This window comes from Microcoleus sp. LAD1_D3, assembly GCF_036702135.1.
In the GTDB taxonomy this organism is placed as follows: Bacteria; Cyanobacteriota; Cyanobacteriia; order Cyanobacteriales; family Microcoleaceae; genus Microcoleus.
The window spans coordinates 50,866-75,357 of the sequence record NZ_JAUBSB010000025.1 but is presented as its reverse complement, the minus strand read 5'-3'; the positions used below and the strand labels follow the sequence as shown (position 1 = coordinate 75,357).

The 24,492-nt window shown below is 46.0% G+C and carries 19 protein-coding genes; 5 read left to right on the top strand and 14 right to left on the bottom strand.

What is annotated here, in order from left to right; translation table 11 throughout:
• Entirely contained in the window at positions 1-693 is a 693-nt protein-coding gene (locus tag QUA74_RS16090) for a GDSL-type esterase/lipase family protein (protein WP_333330745.1), read from the top strand.
• Positions 694-858: 165 nt separating this feature from the next.
• Here QUA74_RS16090 and QUA74_RS16085 read toward each other — a convergent pair whose 3' ends face one another.
• Complete coding sequence (locus QUA74_RS16085) at positions 859-2,460, bottom strand: hypothetical protein (protein ID WP_333330741.1); 1,602 nt, start codon at positions 2,458-2,460, stop codon at positions 859-861.
• A 368-nt stretch (positions 2,461-2,828) separates the two neighbouring features.
• On the opposite strand from QUA74_RS16085, the gene QUA74_RS16080 reads away from it, so the two are divergent.
• Positions 2,829-4,082: an S-layer homology domain-containing protein gene (locus QUA74_RS16080; protein WP_333330738.1), complete on the top strand. Its 1,254-nt coding sequence runs from the start codon at positions 2,829-2,831 to the stop codon at positions 4,080-4,082.
• 126 nt (positions 4,083-4,208) lie between these two features.
• Here QUA74_RS16080 and QUA74_RS16075 read toward each other — a convergent pair whose 3' ends face one another.
• The 7 genes from QUA74_RS16075 to QUA74_RS16045 form a co-directional block, all read right to left on the bottom strand.
• Positions 4,209-4,718, bottom strand: a complete 510-nt coding sequence (locus QUA74_RS16075; RefSeq protein WP_333330736.1) for a pentapeptide repeat-containing protein — start codon at positions 4,716-4,718, stop codon at positions 4,209-4,211.
• An 85-nt stretch (positions 4,719-4,803) separates the two neighbouring features.
• Positions 4,804-6,153, bottom strand: a complete 1,350-nt coding sequence (locus QUA74_RS16070; RefSeq protein WP_333330731.1) for an LCP family protein — start codon at positions 6,151-6,153, stop codon at positions 4,804-4,806.
• Positions 6,154-6,167: 14 nt separating this feature from the next.
• On the bottom strand, positions 6,168-6,515 hold the full coding sequence (locus tag QUA74_RS16065; RefSeq protein ID WP_333330729.1) for a DUF6717 family protein: 348 nt from the start codon (positions 6,513-6,515) through the stop codon (positions 6,168-6,170).
• Positions 6,516-6,940: 425 nt separating this feature from the next.
• Entirely contained in the window at positions 6,941-8,116 is a 1,176-nt protein-coding gene (locus tag QUA74_RS16060; protein WP_333330726.1) for an aminotransferase class V-fold PLP-dependent enzyme, read from the bottom strand.
• Between the two features lie 42 nt (positions 8,117-8,158).
• The gene (locus QUA74_RS16055; RefSeq protein ID WP_333330723.1) at positions 8,159-8,764 is read right to left on the bottom strand and encodes a molybdenum cofactor guanylyltransferase; all 606 of its coding nucleotides are present in this window, start codon (positions 8,762-8,764) and stop codon (positions 8,159-8,161) included.
• Positions 8,765-8,909: 145 nt separating this feature from the next.
• Positions 8,910-9,974 (bottom strand): anthranilate phosphoribosyltransferase family protein, encoded by a 1,065-nt coding sequence (locus tag QUA74_RS16050; RefSeq protein WP_333330720.1) that lies wholly within the window; start codon positions 9,972-9,974, stop codon positions 8,910-8,912.
• Between the two features lie 114 nt (positions 9,975-10,088).
• Positions 10,089-11,063, bottom strand: a complete 975-nt coding sequence (locus QUA74_RS16045; protein ID WP_333330717.1) for a LysR family transcriptional regulator — start codon at positions 11,061-11,063, stop codon at positions 10,089-10,091.
• A gap of 612 nt (positions 11,064-11,675) precedes the next feature.
• Between QUA74_RS16045 and QUA74_RS16040 the strand changes: the two genes are divergently transcribed.
• Positions 11,676-15,083, top strand: coding sequence for a PAS domain S-box protein (locus QUA74_RS16040; RefSeq protein WP_333330714.1), 3,408 nt, complete (start codon positions 11,676-11,678; stop codon positions 15,081-15,083).
• Positions 15,084-15,195: 112 nt separating this feature from the next.
• Here QUA74_RS16040 and QUA74_RS16035 read toward each other — a convergent pair whose 3' ends face one another.
• Positions 15,196-16,488 carry a HEAT repeat domain-containing protein gene (locus QUA74_RS16035; protein WP_333330711.1) on the bottom strand — a complete coding sequence of 431 codons (1,293 nt, stop codon included), beginning with the start codon at positions 16,486-16,488 and terminating at the stop codon, positions 15,196-15,198.
• Positions 16,489-16,712: 224 nt separating this feature from the next.
• Here QUA74_RS16035 and QUA74_RS16030 point away from each other — a divergent pair, with 224 nt between their 5' ends.
• Positions 16,713-17,582, top strand: coding sequence for a lipid kinase (locus QUA74_RS16030; protein ID WP_333330709.1), 870 nt, complete (start codon positions 16,713-16,715; stop codon positions 17,580-17,582).
• A gap of 169 nt (positions 17,583-17,751) precedes the next feature.
• Here QUA74_RS16030 and QUA74_RS16025 read toward each other — a convergent pair whose 3' ends face one another.
• The 4 genes from QUA74_RS16025 to hemW all read right to left on the bottom strand — a co-directional run bounded on the left by QUA74_RS16025 (position 17,752) and on the right by hemW (position 21,730).
• Positions 17,752-19,317, bottom strand: coding sequence for an FAD-dependent oxidoreductase (locus QUA74_RS16025; RefSeq protein ID WP_333330706.1), 1,566 nt, complete (start codon positions 19,315-19,317; stop codon positions 17,752-17,754).
• A 182-nt stretch (positions 19,318-19,499) separates the two neighbouring features.
• Positions 19,500-19,772, bottom strand: a complete 273-nt coding sequence (locus QUA74_RS16020) for a DUF1830 domain-containing protein (RefSeq protein ID WP_333330704.1) — start codon at positions 19,770-19,772, stop codon at positions 19,500-19,502.
• Positions 19,773-19,874: 102 nt separating this feature from the next.
• Positions 19,875-20,135, bottom strand: a complete 261-nt coding sequence (locus QUA74_RS16015) for a hypothetical protein (protein WP_333330701.1) — start codon at positions 20,133-20,135, stop codon at positions 19,875-19,877.
• Positions 20,136-20,362: 227 nt separating this feature from the next.
• Positions 20,363-21,730, bottom strand: a complete 1,368-nt coding sequence (gene hemW, locus QUA74_RS16010; RefSeq protein WP_333330699.1) for a radical SAM family heme chaperone HemW — start codon at positions 21,728-21,730, stop codon at positions 20,363-20,365.
• Between the two features lie 374 nt (positions 21,731-22,104).
• Between hemW and QUA74_RS16005 the strand changes: the two genes are divergently transcribed.
• Entirely contained in the window at positions 22,105-23,184 is a 1,080-nt protein-coding gene (locus tag QUA74_RS16005) for a PIN/TRAM domain-containing protein (protein ID WP_333330696.1), read from the top strand.
• 333 nt (positions 23,185-23,517) lie between these two features.
• On the opposite strand, the gene QUA74_RS16000 is transcribed toward QUA74_RS16005, so the two are convergent.
• Complete coding sequence (locus QUA74_RS16000; protein WP_333330693.1) at positions 23,518-24,090, bottom strand: Uma2 family endonuclease; 573 nt, start codon at positions 24,088-24,090, stop codon at positions 23,518-23,520.
• Positions 24,091-24,492: the final 402 nt, after the last annotated feature.

The window sequence follows — 24,492 nt, the reverse complement described above, 5'->3', positions numbered from 1 at the left end:
ATGCAGGTAGCAACAGCCTATTCCTTTGGTCACTTGCATCGGGGAAATTCTCATCCCCTCAAATTGGTTGCTTTCGGCGACAGCTTAATCTACGGTTTCGGCGACGGTGTAGGCGGTGGCTGGGTGGAAAGATTGCGGCGCCAGTGGATGTTACCGGAGAGTGCAGGACACGTTTTATACAATTTGGGCGTTCGGGGCGATCGCACCTATCAAGTCTCCCAGCGGCTCGAAAACGAGTTTCGCCACCGGGGCGAGATCAGAAACCGCGTCCCGGATGCGATTATTCTTTCGGTAGGTCTCAACGATTCGGCGAGAGTGCAGTCGCCTACCGGGCGCAGCTACACTGAGTTTGAACATTTTAAAACAGTTTTGGATCATTTGTTAAACCTGTCCCAACAACTTTGTCCGGTGATATTTGTCGGGATGGTGCCGGTGGATGAAAGTAAAATGCCTTTTCAAGATTGTTTGTATTACAGTCATGCTGACCAATATCAGTATAAAGAAGCAACGAAATTAGCTTGTGAGTTGCGGGGAATTCCCTATTTAGATATTTTTGATAAATGGATCGATCGGGGAAGTGATTGGTGGCGATCGCGCCTGATTTCAGACGGGCTGCATCCCAATGTAGGTGGGTATCAATCTTTATTTGAAGATGTGACAAGTTGGGAACCGATCGCAAGTATTAGTCATTAGACAATGAAGTAGGGTGCGTCATCAGCGCATTATTTTCGTTACAAACTAACAATCTCACAAGTGATGCACGCCCGGAAGCAACGGTGCGTCAAAAACATACTTTCTGTGCTGATTGAAAATGTCTAACTTGACGTACCCTACCACAACTCTTTCTTTTGCAAACAGCTATGTGCGTATAGACTCTACTGTGAATGAGAACTTCAGCTTAGGGATTCCGCTTGCCTGTAATAAACTTGCGATCGTCTCTACACTTGTCTTGTACGACATATTATCTTTAGAACCAAACGGAATATCTGCTTTCCATTTTCCATTTAAAGTGACAGTTACTGTAGCGGGTGTGATAAATCTTCTCGGCGATACATACACTTTTTCTATATATCCTTCTTCTTCGTTGAGCTTTACTTTAGCAAAGTCAGACAAGTAGGCTTCTAGCAGCAACCAAAACACTCTATCTACTGTGGTTTGCAAATAAACTTCTTTGTAAATTTTATGCTGAGAACCTTGAGTTGTCCTCCCTTTTGCACCGTATATGCTGTTGCTTATAGGAAAAACTCCAGACTTGACATCTGTCTTTCCTATTGGTTCTTTTAAATCGCAAAAGAATGGCTTAACAAATATCATCATTCTTTTATCTCTACTACTGTCTATGTAATTATCATCTTTTGGTATGCACTCTAAATACTTATTTACCTCATAACGATTTAAGTCAATACCACGTTCCGTTAACAATGCCACGAGATATTGCTTCTTATTAGCAAGATTAGCTAACCTTACAAGCATACCTGTATTACTATCCCGGACAGTTGTTGTGTTGGTTGGTAATACTTGCTTTTTACTAAAATCTATCTCTTCATTAAAAAGTAATTTAACCAAATCTTGTTTATAAGGATATATTCGTTCTATAGCCTTGCGGGAAAGTCTCTCATATAGGTCATCTTGGTTATCTTTAGCCAAAGATATCCCTCCAATCCCAAGCAAACACTTATTTTTTAGGATGGCTAAAGAAGCTTCATCAACAGCCCTAACCTCTACATTTGCCACTTGAGTCAAATCGTACCCTTGAATGTATTGTAATGCTTCTCGCTCGATTCCATATACTTCTATAATTAACCCATTAACCAACAATCTTCTCACGGCTAATTCATAAATGGGTTTACCTTTATAAGTATAAGCAAATTCCCAATTAGTATAATAATTACTGCGCTTTCTAAAAATCCTTCTCAGGAAACGCATTTCTGAGTTCCAGTTGTAGCCTAATTCACTTAGATTTATGCAAATATGTATTACAGTCAGAGGCAAAACAGCCTTTTTTACTCTCCAATTATCTTGCCAATAGATAGAAGTTTCGATAAATTTAAGGTCTTCTTTTCGGGCGGATTCTACACCTAATACAAAACTGTAAGGGGCTAGGCTAAATAACGTTTCCCGTAATAATCTCTCTGTGGGAGCTAATTTCTTAGCCTTGACTTTAGTTCCATTCAACTGCGGGCTGTACTGCTCAATCCGCTGCTGTTCGATAATATCAAGTAGCGATTCCGGCAATAATTCGTAGTAGATAGTAAACTGTTGTTTTCGTTGCTTTTGTAGTTGATATAGTCTGTGGTGACTATCACCTGTCCACCGGGTACGAAGATTCTTTGCTTTTCCGATGTACCAAATTATGGAGTTTTCATCTACAACGTAATATATTCCAGATTCTTCCGGCAGTAGTGTTCTGCTCTTTAAACTTATATGAGGTAATTGCAAGATATGTTCGTCTGCACTCATATTTTTGTTTTCTAGTGGATGCGATGTGTCTCTAGAGCTAATATTCTCATGTGGGCGAGCTAATGTCAAGGGAACTCGCAGTTCTTCTCAAACCGCTTTGTCCGTAAATCCTGTTAATTGCAGAAACCAGGTAGATAAGGGAGATAAGCAACATAAGGATTTTAAGGAATTTAAGCATTTTAAAATTACCCAATCACCATAAAAATATTTATTTTAAAAGACCGTATCTTCCCCGCACTAAAAATTAAAACATTCAACAATGATTACATAAGTGAGGGAAAGAGCAAGTTAGGCAGGAATCAATCAGCCTATTAACAGCTTGCGCGTCGTCCTCAATAAAAAGCTTGTGTAAATTGGAGAATCAAAAAATGTCTGTATTACATCGCATTAAATCCGGTACATCTGTTTTATTAACATTAGGAACAGTGGCCGGAACCGCAGCGCCGATGCTAGCTCCCGCGCCTGCTTTTGCTCAGACAGCTTTTTCGGATGTTAATAATAACTACTGGGCAAAAGACTTTATCCAAGATTTGTCAGAAAGAGGAATTATCAAAGGATTTCCCGATGGTAGTTTTCGCCCGGATGCACCGGTAACGCGGGCTGAATTTGCGGCAATGGTGCGTTCGGTGACAAAGGCAAAAACCCGCGGTGCTGTAAGGTTTGCCGATGTTCCGTCTAATTTTTGGGCAAGCGGGGCGATCGCCGAAGCTTACGAAATGGGATGGATGTCTGGCTATCCCGGCAATGTTTTCAGACCGACACAGCAGATTCCTCGCGTTCAAGTTGTAGTCGCTTTAAATAATGGAATGGGCTATGAGCCTACGTGCGATTTTCAAGATGTTCTCAGTTACTATAGCGATGCGGGTGAGATTCAAAGTTATGCTGTCAAAAGCGTTGCTGCTGCTACTGAAAAACAATTGGTTGTCAGCTATCCCAGTCCTAAATCTCTCAAACCCAACAAGTCAGCAACGCGAGCTGAAGTAGCTGCTTTTATCTATCAAACATTAGTGAGTACCAATCAAGCAAGAGCAATTAATTCTCCTTACATTGCTAAGATTGATGTTAGCGAGTCTGTTGCTGTCCAAATTCCCAGGGGGGTGACTATCCCAATCGAGTACACAAAAGGCAAGATTTTGCTCGCCCCTAATGACAAGTCTCCGATTACGCTGACTGTTGCTTCGGATATCCAGGGCAGTAATGGCCAAGTGCTGATACCCGAAGGCTCGAAAATTAGCGGCGAATTGCGATCGACTGCTTCGGGCGTTCAGTTTGTGGCTCAAGAATTAAGTATAATCAACGGCAGCAGAGTGCCTCTCAATGCCACTTCGCAACTGATTACTAGGAAAGAAACTGTTACCAAGGGCGTTAATGTTGGTAATCTGGTTAAGAATACGGCGTTGGGTGCAGCAGCAGCGGCGGCGATCGCAGGTGTTACGGGCGATCGGGCGATCGCGACTGAAGAGGTGCTCGGCGGTGCGGGAATCGGGACTTTGATCGGAGTATTTTTGGGCCGAGATAAAGTCGATTTGTATGCTGTTAATCCTGACACCGATTTAGATTTGCTTTTGAATTCCGATTTGGTAGTTGGTACTGCCAGCACAGACATTTGTAGCGCTCGATAGAGCCGATACTTGGAAATTTCCTCAAACCCATCGCCTTGCAGGAGAGGGGCTTTAATGTGTGTATTTTACCTCACTACAGGTGCATCTAATCAAACAATTACTCAGGGCTTTTTTAAGTGTGAATTTCTACGGACATCCCAAACTTTCGCGGGTAGAAACTCCCGTCACGGGATTGACACCATCTGCTTTTTCGCACAGGAGAGTCACTTGATAAGCGTCGATAATCGCATCAGTAAAATCAGCGCCGGAAATTGCAGCATCAAAAAACCGAGTTCGAGTCATAATTGCCTCGGAAAAATTAGCATTCGTCAAATTAGCGCCGTCGAATGTAACTCTATCTGCCAAAGCACCGGAGAGGTTGGCACCTGACAAGTTGGCATTCAGCAAAACTCCTTTAGTCAAAATCGCATTAGTTAAATCAGCGCCTTGAAAATTTGTTCCCCGCATTTCAGCAGCCACAAATGTTCCCCCCGCTAAATCCGAGTTGGAAAAATCGCGATCGGACAAATTAATATTTGTGTAATTAATATTTGTTTTCGGCAGGGCAAATGCCGGAGTAGCACTCAGTAGCACCCACCCAAAAGCCAACACTAAACTTAAAAGCAGGCTCAGGAAAATTCGGAAAACTCTTTTCATGATGATGGGAATGGGGAATTGGGCATAGTTGACTGTTGACTGTTGACTGTTGACTGTTAACTGCTGACAACGGACTAATAACTAATTAAAATCGCTTTACCCAATCTTCGCCAACGCGAAGTGTCAAGTCAGAATTGATTTCACCCGTAGAAGATGCTTCAATTTTACCGCCGCCTAACTCTTTTTGCAGTAGATTCGCTGCCTCTAAATCGCCTTGCTGAACAATAATTTGACTTTGACGCTCCTTCTGGGGGGAATCCTGCACTACAGATACATTAAAAAAGCCCTTTTTTGTGAGAAATTCAGCAACGGTTTTCGCAGTCGTCGGTTTATTAGAAGCGTTTTGGACAGCTATTTTGAGGTTCCTGGGCAAAACCGACTCGGTTGGGTTGCGAAATCGTCCTTGGGCGAAATCCGGCACGCCCGGGTTTAAATATTGTGTCATAATGCGATCGAGCCCGATCGCATCTACAATCCAATAACTCCTCAAATCCCCTTGTTCAGAACTAGAACTTCCCGGCAACATTACCATTTTAAAATTATCTCGCTCCAATTGCAAACCGAAATTTGCCAGCGTCAATATTTCCTCATAATTTAGGTTTGTATCCACATATTTTTGCATCAATCCAACAATTTGTGGCAAGCGCACCAATACTGATGGACTTGTGAGGCGGTTCCGAATAGCTTGAATTAAAGATTGCTGCCGCTGAATGCGACCAATATCTCCTAAACCATCGTTGCGAAATCGAGCAAATTGTTCTGCTTGTTCTCCGTTGAGAGTTTGCCATCCCTTGGCTAAGTTTATTTTTAACTTTTGGGCGCTATCTGTATACGACATGGCGCGAGGTACAAATACCTCAATTCCGCCCAACAAATCGACTAATTCCCGAAACGCATTGCTGCTGACTCGCACGTATCGTTCTATTTTCGTATTGTTCAGCATACTACTAACCAATCGCGTCGCCAAAGCTGCCCCTCCCCTGGCATTGGCTTCGCTAATTTTGCTGAAGGCAATTCCGGGAACTTCGACTTTAGTATCTCGCGGAACTGAAAGCAAACTAATAGATTTATCCCTAGGATCAAGGTGGAATAAGAGTATTGTATCGCTGCGACCGTTAAATATCTTAGGGCCATTGGCGGCAGCTTCCGGCACGCCGTCAATTCCCAATATCAAGATATTAACTGGCCGCACTAGGCGGTATCCCGAGCGGTTAGAGGATAGATAGTCAAAGCCAGTAGCTTCTAATACTCTATTGATAATTGGCGGTTCCACGGGAGCTACAAGGGCGGTAATTGCCCCCAATGTGGCGGAGATTGCCGCTGTAAAAACTAGGAAAAATAGCCCCACTATATACACGAAAAATTTAGGCTTTTTTCGAGATGTTCGATCGACGGGTTGAACAAAATTTCTTTTAAAAATTGACAAGTTTTTCATTGACTTGCTATTGATTATTGCAGTTTTTCAGCTTTGCAGTAAAACTTGGGCGGTGCTTCTCGAAAGTATTTGAGCATAGCCGGACACAGCCAGCCTTCGAGATTTTTCGATTCCCACCGATACCAGTTACCGCCGTATTCTGCTTTCAACCACAGCATTTCTGCTTGATATCCGGGAAATGGATTGGCTGAAAATAAAAGTCGGAAACCTTGAGCGGCATTGGGAATGTCTGCGACGAGCGCGTTAATCATTTCGGGGACGCCCTGAACAAATGGTTCTCGGACAAGTCCGACTCTCTCGTCGTCAAAAACCCAGGTGTACTGTTCGCGATAGGGGTAAATTACCATCATGGCATTGGACATGGTATTCTCCTCTTTTCTTTTCCTTTGTTTTGTCTGCGAAAATGCAAGTGTTGATACATTATATTCTGTGGCGCGGAAGTTGTGCGCTATCCGATTTGACAACCCTGTTTTAACTTAGGAAATGTCGCGGGTTATTTACAAACTTTATTCGGCTTGGGCGGATGGGCGAAATCTAGGGCTATCGGGCGGGAGAGCTGTTTTTTGGAATTTTTTTGAGTTGAGGTAAAGGGTGGCAAATTAAAAAAGCGTTAAAGGTTATTTTGGGTCAGATCTTCCCTCTAATTGTGCCTTTTTTTCTAACAATTATTATGTTGGTAGTAAGGACGAATACTCTGTATTCACCAAAAGTATGAAAACTCCACCCTAACTAGAAACCTATAACTGTTTGTAGCTGGGTGTTATGTTTGTTTTCGGGAAGATCCAGATCAAATTCTTGTCAGCTCAACCAGCGCCTTAGCCAAATATTGATACTGCGGCAAAGTATTGTATAACTGAGCCGAAATCCTCACCAACTGCTTACTAGCATCCGGCCAAGGAATCACCGGAACTTCTATTTTAAAAATCTCCCACAGGGCCTCTTGCAAAGGTGGAATTCCTCCCTTTGCAACCACATCAGACTGAGAGTCTGCCAGTGGCACAACTGCCATCGAACCCACCATTTCATCAGGACAAGGCAGTGGCACCCCTAATTTGTCCGCCAATATTTTTCTCCCCGCCAACGCCAAAGCATGATTTTTTGCCCTCAATTCCGGCCAGCCACCACTCAACAAAGAACCCATAAAATCAATAGCTACAGGCACGCACAAATAGGGACTCGGATCGACAGTTCCCATCCAGTCAAATTCTAATTGAAAGCGCGATTTATCAGCGCGGGGCGAATTAGCACCGTGACTGATCGTAGTTGGTCGAATGGCATTTTGCTTGTCGCGCCGCACGTACAGAAAGCCCGCACCTTTCGGCGCGCACAGCCATTTGTGGCAATTTCCGGTATAGTAAGCCGCGCCAATTTCATCTAAATTCAGTGCTATCATTCCCGGCGCGTGAGCTCCGTCTACTAATACATCCACGCCACGGTTAGCTAACTGGCCAACTAATTGTTTGATGGGAAAAATTAAACCTGTTTGGCTCACAACGTGGTCTAATAAGGCTAACTTTGTTTGCGGTGAAACGCACTTAATTATTGCTTCAATAATTTGTTCTGGTGACTCAATTGGAAAAGGAACTTCTGCTACTATTACTTTAGCGCCTGTACGCTCGGCTACAAAATTAAGTGTGTTGCGACAAGCGTTGTATTCCTGATTTGTAGTGAGCAATTCGTCGCCCGGAGCAAAATAGAGCGATCGCAAAACTGCATTTACTCCCGTCGTCGCATTCGGGACAAACGCCAAGTCCTCGTCAGCCGCACCAATAAATGCTGCTAACTGATTTCTTGCATTATCCAACAAGGGTTCAAATTCCCGCAGTAAAAAGCGCAATGGTTCTCTTTCCAGTTGTTCTCGAAAAGCGGTTTGCGCTTCCAGTACGGGAATCGGACAAGCCCCAAAAGAGCCGTGATTGAGGAAAGTTATATTGCGATCGAGCAACCAATATGCGTTAATCATTAGTAATTAGTCATTAGTAATTAGTCATTAGTCAATCAACAGTCAACCGTTACTTATTTTACCTTTTAATTGCTCAAACTCTTCTAATGTATTGCAATTCGATAACATTACTGCTTCTCGTTCCCCTACAGGTAGAGGGATGGCGGGGATTTGATTTAACCACACTTGAAAGGAACGTCCACCTTTGTCAATAAAACTTTGCAAACTGGGCAGAGCTTTTTGGCGGTAAAAGCCGCACAAAGGCTCCCAGCGCGAATTTTGATAAGGCACAACTGCTAAAGTTGATGGGGGAAATTCGGTTAACTGACTTGCCCAATTTTGAATAATCTGGGTATCCAACAAAGGCAAATCGCAAGCTAACAGTAAAATCCACTCGGCGGCTACTTCTGTCAATCCCTGAGTCAATGCAACCAAGGGCCCGGAGCCCGGATTGTACTCTACCAGAAATTGGGATGTTTCGCTTAAGGTCGATCGATAGCGATCGGGCCAAGCAGTCAGAACATAAACTGCTGGCCCTACAACTTCGGCCACTTCCAACGCCCGCTGCAATAGGGATTTGCCCTCAATTTCCAGCAGAGCTTTATCCCTACCCATCCGCGAACTTTGACCGCCTGCAAGCACAATTACAGCAATTTTATGATTAGTCATTAGTCAGTAGTCATTAGTCACCAGTCAGTAGTCATCGCAAGAATTGCCTGTTTTGAACAGGCAAGATGCCTGTTCCACAATAATTATTGGAGATGTCTAGTAGTCAGTAGTCAGTAGTCATTAGTTAACTGTCAACTGTCAACTGTCAACTCAAAACACTAACGGCTTGGCTAACTTCCTCAAGTTTTTGCACGACTTGACCGCTACTCAATAAAGTTTCTGCCTGAATCAAACCCGAGTTCACATCCAAACAAACTCCGCTGCGCCACAGATAAAATCCGCCATTCCAGATAGCGGACTGCATCAATTCCGAGGGTTTTCCCAACAACACTTCCTGCATTTGTTTGAATAACTCTGGAGCTGATTCCAAGGCAGGATTTGTGTTGCTAAAACCGTAATCTCCGTGAGCTAAAAGCACTCGTTCAAACTCAGCTTCCGGCTTAGCAATGCCGATAATCGCAGTACGATCGCGCGGCAAATCGCAGCTTCCCTCCAATCCCTTGACTGTGGTATAATTTTTAATTGCCCGCAACTCAAAGGCTTTTTGAAACATACCTTCTGTCGGAGGGTGGACGTAGCCAGATATGACGTTAACGTCGCCGGCACAGGGACACCACATCAACTCCATTGTCGAAAAAGGTGGCCGTTTGCCGATTTCGCGGCGGTAGGGAACTAAAGCGGCTGCTTGAGGAAAATGCTTGGGAAGGTAAACAAAACCCAAACCCGTACTGTCAAAAACTTGCTGGACTTTTTCTAAACTCAGTTTTCCCCAATTTACTCCCAAACCGCGCCAAATTTCAATCAGGGGAATACCTTCCTTGGTTGGCATGGTATCCCCCCCGTGCATGAGGGTTGGGACGCCAGATGCCGCTAAAATTAGGGCTGTTAAAGGGCTAATTGGAGCCGTGCGCGATCGCCCGTCGTAAGCAACACCAAACACGGCGACGGTAGAGACGGAAAACCCTTTTTCTCGGTTTGGGGGGGCAAGCATAGGCCCCAATTCTTCATAAGCATCGAGCATTCCGGCTAATTCTTCCCCGGTGGGCCGTTTAATGCGGTGGGAAATCATAAAAGCTCCGATTTGAGCCGGTGTTGCTTCTCCCAGCAGCATCATCCGCGTGGCTGCTGCTGCTTCGGAGCGAGTTAAGTTTTCTCCTGTGTGTATTCCGCTGCCAATTTTTCGCAGCAACTCTCTAAATGCGTCACTCATAACTTTTGAAGTTGGTAATTGGTAGTTGGTAGTTAGTAATTGGTAGTTAGTAATTGGTAATATTTGAACCGTTTTAAATTTAAAATTCCCAAAATTCAATTCAAAATTATCGAATTAACTCCCTGATTTTTCTAGCTTTATTACATCAAATGGCGGCACAAATTCGCGTACCAGATTCCAGAAATGGGCGATCGGCGGAATTTGCATTCGATCGTGAGTTGTCACCAACACCACTTCGCGAGTCCAAGTCGGATCGATCGCCGATTGGCCGATCGTCGAAACCTTGGAATTTGACCGCTCTTGGGCGATCGACCGAATTGCTAAAGTGCGATCGCCCTTCGCCTCCAGCAAAGCTGAATGCGGCAGCAAAGCAATCAATTCTCCCTGTCGCACCACACCCCGAAAAGCATCAAGAGTGTTGAGTTCCAAAACAGCATGAAGTTTAGCACCGATGCGTCCAAATTGTTCTTGCACCATCCGCTGCATTCCGTACCCATCCTTAAACACCACTTGCGGGTAACAAATCAATTCCGGCCAAGGTACTCGATCGTACTGAGCCAGGGGATGACCCGCCGCCATCAACACCTCGATCGGCTCATTGTAAAGCACCTCAACCAACATTTCCGGGGCTTGAGTAAAATAGCGGTTGTTCATCACCACCGCTATGTCTACCAAACCGTCTTTGAGGACTTTCAGAGCTCGATCGCTGCCGAGGGAAGTCACCCGCAACTGCACGTCTGGATAGTCGCGGCAAAACTTTTGCAGCACAGGCGGCAAATAAGCAGCGCAAACCGAATGAATCGCAGCCACGCAGAGTTCCGGCTGCTTTCCCGCCCGTAAGTCTCCCAATTCTTCAGCAGCATTTCGCCAAGTCTGACAGATTTTGCGAGCGTGAGGCAGCAGGCATTCCCCTCCCACAGTCAGTTTCGCGTGGGCAGTGCGGTGAAACAGCGACAAACCCACTTCCGCTTCTAATCCCTGCACTTGGCGGCTAATAGTCGATTGGGTAACGCCACACTTCCGGGCCGCTTGCTGAAAGCTACCAGTTTCAGCAACTGAAAGAAATGCTTGAAGCTGCTCTAAGCGCATGGAGGTTTAATTCGAGATGGTTTCAGAAATTTTACTGGAAGATAATCTGTGACATTAACCGATTTAGTAGCAGAATTTAGTAGACTTTGATACAGGTACAGATTAGTTTTGATTCCGAGGCCAGAGGCGGGGATGCTGCGCTCTCAGCATCAATCTGCTGTGGCAGGATTTCTGAGCCTCCAAGTAGAGGTCGATTCTCCTATGTTCAAGGGATTTCTGAATCTGCAAACTTATCAAAAAATAGATTCAATAAAGATGAATTTATAGAATATTGCCAGCTTCTAGCTAAACCGTTTCAATGAACGGCACTCTAGTAATCCCTTTATCAAGTGAGTTGAATGGCTCTGTTTTTCCATAATTTGTGAATTCAAAATATAGCATTGGATTTCGTACCTCCATGGGAATTATAGTACCTCACTCTCCCTCCACCTCTCAATAAATCTACTAATATTGCAAGCAGGTTAAAACCTGCAGTGAACTTTCCTCTCCGGACTAAAGTCACTCTTGTTTTCTGTTTTTTTGTGTATAAACTAGAAACTAGCGGGTCAGCAACACAAGTGCAACTAGGATCGATCGCACAGGAAAGCCGAAATGCTGCCATTTATTAAGATTATGTCATTTAACCACAATTTTATTCCGCCAGATGGCTGTTCCCAGTGGCAACCCCAGTTGATGGGACTGCACGCGGTCAGCGATGTGTTAATTGCCTTGACTTATTACTCAATTCCAGCAATTCTGACATACTTTGCCCGGAAGCAGCGGAACGTGCCTTTGACCAAGGAGTTTCTCCTATTGGGAGCCTGGTTTTTCTGCGGCGGGACAACTCACTTGATGCAAGTTTGGATGCTGGTGCATCCCAGCTACTGGCTGTCAAGTTCGATCGCCGCCGTTACCGCTATGATCTCTTTGTGGGCTGTAGCGTCCCTGATACCCTGGATTTCTCAAATGTTGGCTGTAGCTGAGGCGGCCTCTTTACCAGCAAATACGGCGCTGGGAACCCAAAAGGTCGATCGACCGCAAGCCGACTCTGCTATTAAAAATTCCGTCCCCTCCCCCACAACCGAACTCCAGCAAATTAACCAGCAATTGCTTGCAGAAATAACCCAGCGCGAGCGAGTCGAGGAACTTTTGCTTGACGCTGTAGGCAAGCTGCAAGAAAGTGAAGAACGCTTCCGCGTTTTTCAGGAATTATCTCTAGACGGATTTAACGTGTTTCGCAGCATTCGTGACGAATTCACAATTGTGGATTTTGAATGGGAATACGTCAATCCCGCAGCGGCAAAAATTCAGCAGAGTACCCCGGACGAATTAATAGGCAAGCGATTGCTGCAAGTCCTGCCCGGTCATAAAGATAGCGGCTTGTTCGACCGTTACGTCCAAGTTTTAGAAACAGGAATTCCCCTCGATACCGAGATTTATTACAACAGCGAAAGCGAAGGCATTGTCGGCTGGTTTCGGATTATGACCGTTAAATTGGGCGACGGCATTGCTATTTCTTTTGGCGATATTACTGGACGCAAGCAAGTAGAAGCATCCCTGCGCGAGGCACTGCAAAAACTCACTTCTCATTTTGAAAACACACCCCTAGCGGTGATTGAGTGGGATGAAAACTTTCGGCTCAGCGGGTGGTCGCCGGCAGCCCAGAAGATTTTTGGGTGGAATGCAACAGAAGTTTTAGGTAAGCACTTTAGCGAAGCGAACTTTATTTGTCAGGGTGATTCTGAAGATGTAAAATCGGCAATTTATAGTTTAAGAAACCCACGAGATCGCTGCAATGTAGTTAGCAACAGCAATTATAATAAGTCCGGTTCGTTGCTGCACTGTGAATGGTACAATTCGGCTTTTTACAGCGATTCAGGAAAGTTGATATCGGTGCTGTCTCTGGTTTTGGACGTGACGGAACGCTTTAAATTTCTGGAAGTGCTGCGACAGTCTGAAGAGCGGTTTCGGATTGCGGCAGAAAGCGCCAGCGATTTGATTTACGAATGGGATATCGAGACCGACATCGTGCTGTGGTTCGGTCACGTAGACCAAAATTTGGAGTACGAAAAAGGCGGATTCCCGAGGACGAGAACAGCTTGGAACAGTATCTTGCACCCGATCGACCGCGATCGAGTTTTGGCCGCTGTCGATCGGTATTTGAGTGCCCCAGACATTTCTGCCGCCCCATTTTTTCAGGAATACCGCGTTCAGTGCCAGCGGGGCCGCTTGCTCCACTGGATCGATCGGGGCAAAGCAGTGCTTGACAAACAAGGCAATCCCTGCAAATGGATCGGCGTGATTAGCGACATCACCGCTCGCAAAGAGGCCGAAGAACAGCGGAATATAGCCTTGGCGAGGGAACAGGTCGCCCGCCGCCAAGCCGAAGCCAGCGAACAGTTGTACCGCGTCCTCGCTGAAGCCATCCCGCAAATAGTTTGGACTGCAACAGCCGACGGCTGGTTCGACTACTACAACCAGCGCTGGTTTGAATATACTGGCTTGACGCTGGAGGAAACTCAAGGCTGGGGATGGCAGCTAGCCCTGCATCCAGATGAGGTGGAAGATGCTGTAGAAAGCTGGAAGACCTCGGTGGAGACAGGGAAGACTTACGAGGTGGAATACCGCTTTAAACGGGCATCTGACGGAGCTTACCGCTGGCATCTGGGCAGGGCATTGCCTGTGCGGGACGCTGAGGGGAAAATTCTCAAATGGTTCGGGACTTGTACTGATATTGACGATCGCCAGCGATCAGCCCAAACAGCCTATTTTAGCGCTCAAGCTTTGGCTTTGCTGTCGTCGGCTTCCCTGGATTACGAGAAGGCGCTGCAAGGTTTGGCAGATTTAACAGTACCGGGGCTGGGGGATTGGTGCTGTGTGCATTTGCTTGATGCCGACGGCTCGATCCGCTTGCAAGCAGTTGCTCACTCAGATCCGAGTAAAGTCGCTCTGGTGTGGCAAATCGATCGGCGTATGCCACTCGACCCCCAGGGACGGCACGGAGTAGCAAAGGTGCTACGGACTGGTGAGTCGAAGCTCTACCCAGAAATACCGGAATGGGTGATCGAGGCGGTTGTGCCGGACAGGGAACTGCAGTTGGTGCTGCGCTCCCAATCCCAGGTGCTGTCGGCAATCTGCGTGCCGCTGATCGCTCGCGGGCGGACGCTGGGAGCGATTTCGTTGCTGTGCGGGGAGTCGGGCCGCCGCTGCGGGGAGGAGGATTTGGTTTTGCTGGAGGATTTGGCGCGGGATGCGGCGGTGGCGATCGACAATGCGCGGCTTTACCGGGAAGCAGCGGAAGCCAACCGGATTAAAGACCAGTTTTTGGGAACGCTTTCTCACGAGTTGCGGACGCCTCTGAACGCGATTTTGGGCTGGGCGCAGATGCTGCGGCAGCGCCAGATGAGTCCAGAAAAAACGGCTGTGGGTTTGGAGACTATTGAGCGAAACGCGCGGTTGCAGACTCAGATGATTGAAGATTTGCTGGACGTTTCCCGGATTGTCAGTGGCAAAGTGTTTTTGAAGCTGTTCCCGGTGGATTTGGTGCGGATTGTAGAAACGGCCGTGAAGGCGCTGAGCCCTGATGCTGAAGCTAGGGGAATTGAATTGGCGAGTTTTTGTGGCGAAGGGGTGAGCTCGGTGAGGGGCGATGCTACTCGTTTGCAGCAGGTGGTGTCTAATTTGCTCTCGAATGCTATTAAGTTTACGCCGCCGTCGGGTCGCGTGGAAATAAGGCTCTCGGAGGATGGGGAACCGGGAGCAGCGGGTGGCGCCATCTTGTCTGGGCCGTCTCCGGTTCACTCTGTTTCGATCGTTGTCAGAGATACCGGGATTGGCATCAGCAAGGAGTTTTTGCCCTTTGTGTTCGATCGCTTCCGCCAAGCTGACAGCACTTCTACGCGCAATTACGGCGGTCTGGGACTGGGATTGGCGATCGTCCGCCATCTCGTGGAACTCCACGGCGGCAGTGTCTGGGCCGAAAGTCCTGGGGAAGGACTCGGATCGACTTTCGGAGTGCGATTGCCGATTGAGCAGAGCTAAAGTTTTGATTTTTCAGTTATCGAGTTCAAAATTCAATATTTAAGTTCTACGTAAGGTGCTTATGGCACACCCTAAATTTAAATGTTTTCCGCAAATCCGCTCGCTCTTGATTTTATTGCCATTCTTGCAATGCGATCGCAATTCCGTGTTTTAATCTTGGTTCGAGACTCTCTTGCTTAACTAAGTTTTCTAATTTCTGCCTGGCCTCGGCAGCACCTAGCTGTTTGAGCGCTGCCATGCAGTGCAGCCTGACGCTGCTGTCTGCGTCGCCCAACATTGAAATCAGAGCATCTAGCCCTCTCATATCTCCTAATTTTCCTAAACCTAAAGCTAAAGATTTTTTGCTAACTGCCTCCTGCACGACCGGATGACCTGTTTTCACCAAATCAATCAGAATTTCAGCAGCAACAGCTTTTAATTCCGGCTTTTCTACTCGCCATAAAACAGTGACTATCTCTTGATAAACAGTAGAATTTATGTTAGTAAATTGCGCCATTAATATCTGATGTAAATATGCTAAAGCGGTTGCAGTTTCCATCCAGCTTAGGGCGCGCACAGTTTCGATTTGCAATTCAACCGGAGTTGTGGGCGATCGCAGCAATTCAAATAAAGCAGCCGCTGCAGCATCGGTTTTCACTCGCCCGATCGCGATCGCCGCTTGCTGACAAACTTCTAATCGGATGTCCGAAAGCAAAGGTTTGAGCAAGTTAACTAAATCTAATTCTCCATCTAAATAGGGGCGCACCCCGAAAGATCGCACGGCTTCTTTTCTGACTGCTGTCGCCGGATCTTTGAGCGCTGCTACCAGTATCGGCGGGATGCGGGAGTCGTGAAAGCTGCTCAGGGCCTCGATTACGTGCGTCCGCACGGCAACTTGAGAGTCTCCGACTACGCTCAACAGCGGTGCGATGGTTTCAGTGCGCCGAATTTGGGCGAGTGCTGCTGTTGCAAACAGTCGCGAGTCTTCTTGGAGTAGGAGAGTCGCGAGGGATTCTATGGCTGTCGGGCCCAAATTCCCTAGGGTTTCGGCGGCGATTTGGCTCAATTCTTCGTCGGAATTTTTGACCAATTCTACTAAAGCTTGAATCACTTCTGGGCGATCGAACTTTCCGAGAATGCGGGCTGCAAACCACCGGGGTTCCGTGTCAGCGTCTTCGTCTTCGAGCACGGCAATTAAAGGTGCGATCGCGCCATTTCCCAGATTGGGCAATACTTTAGCAATTTCCCAACGGTCTTGAAAATCGCCCCATTCCAAGGCTTCTATTGCTAAACTGACAGCTTGCTCTAAAATGTCTTGTTCCTGCGGCTTGCCACCCTTGGCTGTCACTTGCTGCAAGCATTCGACTAACCCTGGCCAGTTTTGGCGATCGGCAGCGACTTGCGCTTTTTCTAAAATATTACACATGAGTTTAAATTAAGTTCGATCGAGAAGCGAGGTTTTTTGCTGCTAGGTCAGAGCGGGAGGTACTTTTTAGGAATCTTTTGCTACAATTATCCATTTTTTGACATTTTTGTCAATCCATCATAACTGGTAAAATGGAAGTAAAGCATTAATTTCATCCAGTTAAGGCATCAAGGTATACTTTTTGTAATTAAAAACGCTCAATATTCCTAATTAAAAATTAACAAATGAAGAAAGCTCTACTTTTAGTAAACCAGCACTCCCGAAAAGGGCAACAGCTCTTATCTCAAGCCACTGTAGAATTAGAAGCATTGGGTTTTGAGTTAATTGTAGAATCTACCGACCACGCCCGCGAACTTCCAGACACAATTCGGCGCTACCAAAATCAAGTCGAATTAGTAATAATCGGCGGGGGCGACGGCACTCTCAACGCCGCCATAGAAGGTTTGATAGATACCAAGTTACCCTTGGGTATTTTGCCGATGGGAACGGCTAACGACCTAGCCCGCACTCTGGGAATTCCTACAGATTTATCAGCAGCTTGTCAAGTCATTGCCAGCGGTAAAGTTCGGCTAATAGACTTAGGTTGGGTGAACGGCCAGCATTTTTTTAATGTGGCGAGTTTGGGATTGAGCGTGCAAATTAGCCAGCGGCTGACTAAAGACGTAAAGCAGCGCTGGGGAGTGTTAGCTTATGCTTTTACTGCTTTACAGACACTTTTTTCAGCGCGACCGTTCCGAGCAGAAATTAAGGTAAAAAACCAATCTTTTAATGTTAAAACTATTCAAATTGCCATTGGCAATGGCCGCTATTACGGAGGTGGCATGACAGTTGCCGAGGATGCCACAATCGACGACAAGCGACTGGATTTGTACAGTTTGGAAATAAAAAACTGGTGGGAAATCATTGCTTTGCTGCCAGCTATGAGGCAAGGAAATCATACCAGTTGGCCTAACGTTCGCGCCTTGCACGCTCAAGAATTTGAGGTTAATACTAGCAAACGCCGTCCGATTAATACTGACGGTGAAATCACAACTCACACGCCTGCACAATTCCGAGTGATTCCCCAAGCTTTAGCAGTTATAGCTCCTTCATAACTCACAACTAATATATCAGTTAACTGGTTCCCAGGCTGGAGCCTGGGAACCCATCTAGAGGCCCTGCCTCGGTGCCGAAAATGGAGGCAGAGCCTCGGAATCTGCGTTACCATGCTCCAGCCTGGTAACGAGTAATTTTCTTGTGCAACAGGCCGGAGAGCCTGTTCACTTAATAATCGCCTCCAGCGCCGTATTGCCACGCTTCAACTAATCGGTGAAAATAGTATTGCTGTTCCGGTGCTAAATTTTTTACCTGCGGTTCTACTGCTTTCCCCAAAGGCTGCAATCCCGTATAAATTCCTAAATTTACATAATGAACCATCCAATCGAGCAAATTAGCTATTCCTACCTGCGGGATAATTTTCATAACTAATCCGGGATGGCTAATTGCTGTTTTAAACAGAGTTTGTGACAAAGCCGGAAACAGCACGATATCTTGAAGAAACGGTTTGAGTACGGGTTCTCCCAACTCTTCCATAACCTGAAAGACGGCAGCCAAAAGTTGATTGATTTGATTGGGGTCTATTTTTTGATTCATTGCAGCACTCATCGAACGCTGAAACAACCAGGTAACTGATAGATTCGGCTGGTAGGGTTGCAAAAGTGCGAGGGAATTTTTGCTGAGACTGTCGCTTGTCAAAGCTTCGTCAATTCCTAGAGTCAATCGTTTGAGGTGGCGTACCATTGCCCCGAAACCGCCGAAGCTGAGGGGAGATTGGCTACCGCTGCTGTCTCCGACTGGAAGTATGCGATTCCAAGGGGTTTTTAGAGGACTTTGGCGATAGCAGGGGAAGAATCCGTAGAGTGCTCTTTGGAATTTTAACTGTTCGAGTTCGACGTTTTGATATTGGGGAAGCAAGCGCAAATAGTCTTCAAATAATGTTTCTAAACTGAATCTTTCTGTGTCGGCGTCTATGTAGGTAAATAAGTAGGTGGTGCGGCCGTCTCTGGCTGGAAATGCTTCCCAAAAATATTGGCACTGATTTTGCATGGGGGTGAAGGATGCAAATATATCCCCAGTGTCGTTTTTGGGGTATCCTTGAGCGCAACTGCCGACTACTAAACATACGGCGTCGGGTTTTTTGCCTTGTCTTGCTTGGCGAACAATGGGCGAAAAATGTCCCATTGCGTCTAATAATAATCGGGTTTTAAATAAAGTTTTAGCAGCTTGTGCATCGGTATTTTCCGATTCTACAAGAACTCCATCTGGGTGAATTGTTGCTGTTTTAAATGGTGTATTTTCAAATAGTTGTCCTCCTGATTTTAGAAATCGCTGCTTGAGGGTTTCGAGGAGGTAAACTGGGTCTATTCCGATGTTTAGTACGTCGCGTACCCAAATGTCTGGGGTGTTGGCAAAGCTGATGCGGGCTGGGTTGTATTCGGTGGCTATTGCTTGTTCTATCTCTGCAACAGATAGCAAATTTAGTTCTAAGAATGCGTCTAATTCTTTGCGAGAAATGTTCCATTCTTGCTCGCGTCCTCTCAGGATGCCACGTTCGAGCAAGGCTACTCGCCAACCCCGCAGGACTAAGGCTGTACCGATTAATATTCCTAGGGTTCCGCCGCCGATAACTATGTCGAAGTCGAGGTTTTCGAGAGGTTGTTGGCTGTGCTTGACTGCTTGGGGTGCTGGTGCGGTGTTTTGTTTGAGGTTTTCCCAAAGTCGATCGACCTTTCGCAGGCCTCCGAGGGCGTCTCCTGGCATTTGGGAGAGGATTTGTTCGGTGAGGGACATCGGGTTTTAGTATTAAACAGTGGTGGATTTTTTATAATTTAGCTTAGATCAACGTTTCCGACAGTTTCAGGGCTGAGGCATGGGTGGCGAGAATCACGGAGTTTTTATAATCATACAGAGAAACCCGCTTTCTGAAAAAAACCGGGTTTCTACCTCTCGTTGGTAAGTCTGGGGAATTATCTTCAATCAGCCGTGCTTAATTCTTCAACTCGCAGCCGATCGCACAAAATTCGCTCGCACACTATACCACCCGTCTCCGCACTCCTGCAAACTTCTAACTGAGCTTCCGGCAGCGCTTCAAACAAAAAACGTTCCCCCGGAAACACCGTCCGCTCAAAATACCAATTAGGAATATTTGTAATTCTAGCGATTTGCACTTTGCTAGTATTATTAAGATACCAACACAAAATGCGGGATTGAGGTTCTGAAATTACCTGATTCAGTGTCAAATTCATGTTTTTAACTTGTTTGGGAAAGTGTGCGATCGAACAACCACTGGCCTAAGCTTACTCTAGCATATCACCAGTTCAAAAAAAATTTTAAAACCTTTTTTTGAGTTAATTAATAAAGACCCCCGAGGCAACCTTGACGCCTTCCACCTGCTCCCAAGTAGGTGCAAAAGGCGGCATTGCTAAAGCGCAAGATTTCCATCCTCCCCGAACAGGTGCATTCAACAATTGACAGTGACCGACTGAACCTCTTTGCACTTTATAGTGACCGCAAAAATTACACTGAGAAGTCGGATTGCAGCCGCGCTCCTTAATTACCAGATTCGGCTTGCTGTGGATGTTGTTGCGTTCGAGGGTTAGAGTTTCCATCAAAGTATTTTTTAAATCTTCGCTCTCAAGTATGACAGCCGCATCTCAGTCCCTGCGTCTATCTCAAGGCTTAGTTCGCCTTTAAGATTTGTTTAGGGATCGATAGAAAATAGAGCATTTTTGACAAAATAAAGCTAGGGAGCAATTGAATTTGTTTCGGGTCGCATTGGCGGCCCCGGCTTTAGGAATGCTCGCGCTTGCCTGGGGATATACTTCCTCAGACAGAGCTAATTATCCTCGCCTAACTTGCTGAACAAATCGGCTAAAATTGTATTAGAAAATAAAAAACCTTCGGGATCGCTCAACCTCAAATTTCCCGACAATGGCAGTTTCGCGCCCTCACCTAAAGTTGCGTGAAGCGGAGCTATCCCGTAGGGAATAGCCCCATCCTCCGTCCTAATTTCCACCCATCCTTGCCGCCAGTAGGGCTGCAAACAACGCCAAATTTTATCAACCGTTTGCTGAGTAAACTTTTGAGTCAGCGCCGACAGGCTAACTCCTTCTGCTAAACGCAAACCTAGCATCAGCGTTTCTAACAAAATGTCATTTTCTGAGACTTGAAAATTTTGCTCAATTGCTGGGTAAATATCCTGCTGGGTTTCCCCCCCAATTTGAGGAGTAGCTGGGGAATTGAGGCCAGAGATCGATCGCACCCACTGATAATATTCTTGAGTTTTGCGAGGCCTTGTCAACCTGCGGCCTTCCACGTAACTCGCCGCCCCCATTCCCAAACCGTAATAAGGGCGATTTTCCCAATAAACGCGGTTGTGGCGGCACTGATAGCCATCGCGAGCGTAATTAGAAATTTCATAATGTTCGTAGCCAGCCCCCGTCAGAATTTCCCTTGCTAAACGGTACATTCCAGCAGCGGTCTCATCTGCTGGTAGCGGCTGTGCGCCTGCTTCAAAGTTGCGCCCGAAAGCCGTTCCCTGCTCAACAATTAAGTCGTAACTCGACAGGTGAGTCGGGCTAATTTCCACCGCCGCTTTCAGGGAAGCTTCCCACTGTTCTAAAGTTTGGTGCGGCAGTCCCGAAATTAGGTCTAAACTGAAATTGACAATACCAGCCGATCGCACTATTTCTACTGCTTCAAAAATATCAGCGACAGAGTGCGATCGCCCGCAAGCTTGCAGCAATTCATCTTGAAAAGCTTGCACTCCCAAACTAACTCGATTTACTCCCGCCGCTGCATATCCCCGCAACTGTTCTAAAGTAAACGTACCCGGGTCTATTTCTATAGAAATTTCCGCCTCAGCAGCAATCCCAAATTTGCCGTCGAGAGTCTCTAAAATATTGCTCAACTGACTCACAGAAAGCAGCGAAGGCGTGCCGCCACCAAAAAAAACTGTTTTCAGAGATGCGCCTAAATTTGGAGTTTCTTCAATTTCTTGACACAGTACAGCCACGTATTGGACGATGGTGCCGGAATTCTCGCCATTTTTGCGATCGCCCACCACAAAAACCGGAAAATCGCAGTAGTAACAGCGGCGACGACAAAAAGGTATGTGCAGGTAAGCCGAACTGGGAATGCCGGAATTTGTCGCTTGCACACTTTTTTTTAATTCAAATGTTAAATAATCGGTGGTAGGGTTCATTACATTTCAAGCCGAAAGCGCCACTTCAAATCTAAAGTTTTAATTAAACAATCATGAATAATTATGTATATTATGACATTTTATTACCAAAAAAGCGCTGCGAACGATCGGCTCTTTTAATTTAACCTCGTACCAGTTTTGAGCGGCCAAAATTCCCCAACAGCCCGCAGGGCGGTCGATTCGCACCTCGTGCCTGCTTTCGGCGGGGCGCGCTAGATGCCGCTCGACTCCCTCGCACATCCCCCAAAGGGTACAACGGGTAAATATAAGTTTATAAAAATCCCTCAGTAAATATAGCGATATCCGACCAAAAGATGAACACAAGTATCAGCACTGGAAAGATATAATGTGAACAAATTCATTAACCTAGAACAATGTTAGATGCAATCATAATTATCTCATTCGTAATCGCAGGCGGAGGCATTGGCTATTACGGAGTCGAACTCCTGCCAAGCAACCTGCTGCTGCAAGTTACAAATATACAAGGTTTAAGTTCTGTACTAGGTTCCTTTGGAGCATTAATCGGCTTCGTGATGGGATTAGTAGCTCAAACAACCTACCGCCGGGTGGAAAAACAAGTCCGCGATATGCCAGTGGAGATGCTGCTGACGCGGGCGATCGGCTTAATCATCGGACTGCTAGTAGCGAACTTAATGTTGGCTCCGCTTTTCCTGCTGCCCATTCCCCGCGAGTTCGGCTTCATCAAACCTCTAGTCGCAGTCTTGGGAAGCGTAATGTTTGGCTTCACAGGCGTCAGTTTGACCGACACCCACGGCCGCGCTTTCTTGCGACTTATCAACCCCAAAAGCTTAGACACGGTGTTGGTAGCCGAAGGTACTTTCAAACCAGCAAGTGCCAAAGTTGTCGATACTAGCTGCATTATTGACGGCCGGATTGAAAACCTGCTAGAAACAGGTTTCCTCGAAGGTCAAATTATCGTGCCGCAATTCGTTCTCCAAGAACTGCAACTGGTAGCTGATTCCGGCAACGATCAAAAGCGAGTGCGCGGGCGCCGCGGCTTAGATGTACTCAACCGCATCAAAGAAACATATCCAGAACGGATTCAAATTCACTCGGCTGACTACGAAGATATTGCCACAGTCGATGCAAAATTAGTCCGATTTGCTTTGGATATCGACGGCATTTTGCTCACCAACGATTACAACTTATCGAAAGTAGCTACCGTCCAAAAACTGCCGGTTTTGAATATCAACGATTTGACTCATGCGGTGCGCCCCACTTATTTGCCCGGAGATACGATCGAACTAAAAATCCGCAAAGAAGGCAAAGAACCCTCTCAGGGAATCGGTTACTTAGATGACGGCACAATGGTTGTCGTAGAAGCAGGAAGCAGCTATGTCGGCGGCGAAGCCCGAGTCGTAGTCACCAGCGCCCTGCAAACTAGCGCTGGCCGCATGATATTCGCCCGCCCTCAAGAGTCCGTTATTGTTTGAAACTGAGTAACAATGGCCAGGGCAATCAGAATCAAATATTGCGATCGCTGTTCCCAATCTGCCCCGACTCTCTACCGCGCCCGGTATGACGAATCGGGGCAGTGGTTTTTTTTATGTCTTAAATGTTGGGAATCGGTAAGTAAAAACAATCCTTTTTACTTCTACGGTGGCACTTGGAAAGCTAGCAAGAAAAAATAGCAATTACCAGCTTCTTCTTCTTTTCTCTTCCTTCGCGTCCTAGCGCTTACGCGCCGCTTCGCTAACGCGTCTTCGCGGTTCAATCATCTCAATATCTAATTCCGGATTATTCCATTGATTCTGGAGTAATTAAAATCAACCAATCTCGATCGCATCTTCATACAATGTCTCGATCGCACAGCTAAAATTAACGCTAGCAAACTGAACTTCTTCTCCTTGACTGTAAGGATAAAGCACCCAAAAACCCTCTGCATTCCGGCGAAAACACTCTACACTAACTCTTTCTTGATTGATTAATACATACTCTTGCAAACTTTCAGAAGTGCGGTAATCAGCAAATTTATCGCCTCTGTCAAAAGCCGCTGTTGTCGGCGATAAAACTTCCACAATTAAGCGCGGGTAGCGAATGAAATCTTCATCAGCATTTTTGTCTCGTTCATCACAACTCACCGCTACATCGGGATAGTAATAGAAATTTGATGCCTCAATCCGAACTTTCATATCTGCCATGTAAGTTATGCAGCCACTTCCTCGAAGATGATTTCTCAACAGTGCAAACACATTTCCCGAAATGATAACATGAGCTTTGCTTGCCCCTGCCATTGCATAGATTTCACCTTGCCTGTACTCGTGTTTGATGGGGCTGACTTTCTCGGCTGCTAAATAATCTTCAGGAGAGACGTAGGTGTCGCTTTTACTTGCAACCATATAATTTTAAGGTTGGTGAGGATTACACAATTATAGCCCAATACGCTTGGGTTAGCGCTTTCAGACGAATTTCATTTCACGCATTTATGAGAGTTCCCGACTTGTGAAAGAAAATCAGATTATTCTTATCTGAACCGTATTGTTTAATGTGTAGGTTTTCTCGCCACACATTCGATTCATGGGGAAATTGAATGCGATCGCAGAACCATCAAACAAACAACTTTGTGGGATTAAAAGATTTCTGTCAATGCGTAAATCCTAGCTTTGTTGATAGCCTGAACTAATAAGTCTTATAAGAAATTCTGTATCTAAATATACATTTTTTGTATAAACCATGACATTTATCAAGTTATCCTGACATTAAGGGCTAGATTCCACACCTTACCTACAAAATTTGTAACC